1 protein-coding gene and 1 pseudogene are annotated in these 2,082 nt (G+C 65.2%); both read right to left on the reverse strand.

Annotated features, from left to right (window positions below):
• Positions 1–1,066 (reverse strand): arabinofuranosidase catalytic domain-containing protein (locus VGS97_RS03585; RefSeq protein WP_349261964.1); only part of this gene is annotated, 1,066 nt, incomplete at its 3' end.
• Positions 1,067–1,598: 532 nt separating this feature from the next.
• Positions 1,599–2,082: pseudogene (locus tag VGS97_RS03590) on the reverse strand (cellulase); the annotation flags it as partial.

The raw sequence follows: 2,082 nt of genomic DNA on the forward strand, positions 1-2,082 counted from the left end.
TCGCCTGGACGGAGTTCTCGGTGGTGTCGCTGGGGTAGCCGCTGGTCATGACGCCTTCGTAGAAGGTGCCTGCTGAGCCTTTGCTGTTGTCGCCGCCGATGCCGAGGATGATGGCGCCTTCCTTGTGCATCGGGTTGTAGCAGGAGACGTTCGGGCGTGCGCCGCTGTAGAACGTGGACAGGCCGCCGGACTGCGCGTTACCACCGCGGATCGACCAGAGGTTCGCGGTGCCCTTGATGATCGCGGTGGTGTAGCGGTCGTTGATCGTGGGGTCGCCGCTGTTGAGGCCTGCGTTGACGCCGGAGTACAGGCCGTTTTCCATGTCGGCCATGATCCAGGGGCCGTTGCCGCTACCGAAGCCCCAGACCTTGATGTTGCCGAAGTAGATGGCTTCCATGTGGCCGTTGCCGGTGTCGTTGTTGCTGGTCTCGGCATTGCCATAGTCGAAGCAACAGCCACCGTTGTAATGCGTGCCGTCGAAGATGGCGTACTCACCCTCAGCCGCATCACCGGTCGCGATACCGCTGGTGCTGTCGTCGCGGTAACCGGTACCGGGGGCGACGTACACGCCGTACGCCTTCTGGCCGTTGAGCGTCGTCGGCGCGGCGGTCGCGTTGGCGAGATTGTCCGGACCGCCGGCGGCGCCGCCTGCGGGGGCTTGGGTGAGGTTGTTGCCGTGACCGGACTGATCGTAGATGACCGTGATCACACAGGTCGTGTTCGCACAGAACGAAGCCTGAGCAGCAGCGTTCGCCACACCACCAGCCACCAGAACACCGACGTTCAACGTGGCATTATCCGAAGAACGCCGCACCTGATACAACGAACCGCTGAACGCACCAAACAACGCACGCGTCGTACTATGTGCAGCCACACACGGCGAACCACCCGCCGCATAGATATCACACGGACCCTGTGCAGCAGCCTGCGCCGAACCGGTCGTGGCCGCGGCGCCGACGAGCGCGCCGAGAACGACTGCGACGGCTGCCCCGAGCCTGGCGAGCCGCACGCCGCGCGTTGCGCGGGTCGGCCTGCGGACACCGGCCGTGTCCGCCGTGCGCGGCATGACCCCGCCGCGCGGCGCCGCCGGCGATCGGTGCAGCGCACCGATCCCGCGGCTTGTCCATGCGCTTGTCTTCATGCGGTCTCCCTGCTCGACGTTGAGCACGACTCATCAATTGTTAGCGCTAACATTTCGAGCCGCCCGAAACGCGCTTCCGCGACAGGATGGCCCGAGACGTTCCGGAATGCAGACGGTGCCCGACACTTGGCCCCCTGTCAAGCACGGTCAACCTCGCTGCCAGGGATGTTGGGCGGGCAGGCTGATGATTCACCATGCATTCGCACACGAAGAAGCGCGGCAACGGGCCGCTAGTGCAGCCACGATGCGATCGGGCGCAGCCGATGAAATGTGAACGCACACATTCGGGTCTGCCATGGACCAGTTTCGAACAGGCGGTGGCGGACGGGGAACTTGCAAGGCCGACTCGTCGGCCGGCTGCGAGAAAGTATCGTGAGGTGAACCACGAAACATCGCAGCCGTGATGCGTAACCCTGGTGGCCCGGGTTCCGCGGATCCGGGCCACCAGGTCAGTGCATCAGGAAGTTGATCCGTTGACCGAGGTTCCCGACTTGAGGACGTAGTAGGTCACGGTCGCGCCGCTCCAGAAGTGGAACGTGAGCGTTACCCGCGCGCCGTCGGTAAGCGCACCGAGCATCGCGGGCGTCAGGACGATGCCGTTGTTCGGGTAGTCCGGCGCGAAGGCGGTGGTGTACTGCTGGTAGGTGGTCCAGCCGGCCGGACCGGCGCCGCTGCCGTCGGCGTACTTGGCTTCCATCGTCGCCAGCACGTCACCGTTGAACCGCGTGGGGATCGTCAGGGAGCCGGTGGTTCCGGTCGCGTCCGACAGGACCGGTGCGTCGTCGGTGATCACGTTGATCAGCCAGGGAACGCCGCTGGAGAAACGGACTTCGAGGGTTGAGTCGACGCCGTATGACCGGCTGCCCACCAGGTGAGCGACCGTGGCGGCCGTCAGCGTGACCTGATCGCCGGACACGGCGTAGTCCCGGCCGTCGATCAGG

The organism is Actinocrinis sp. (assembly GCF_035946395.1).
Lineage (GTDB): Bacteria > Actinomycetota > Actinomycetes > Streptomycetales > Catenulisporaceae > Actinocrinis.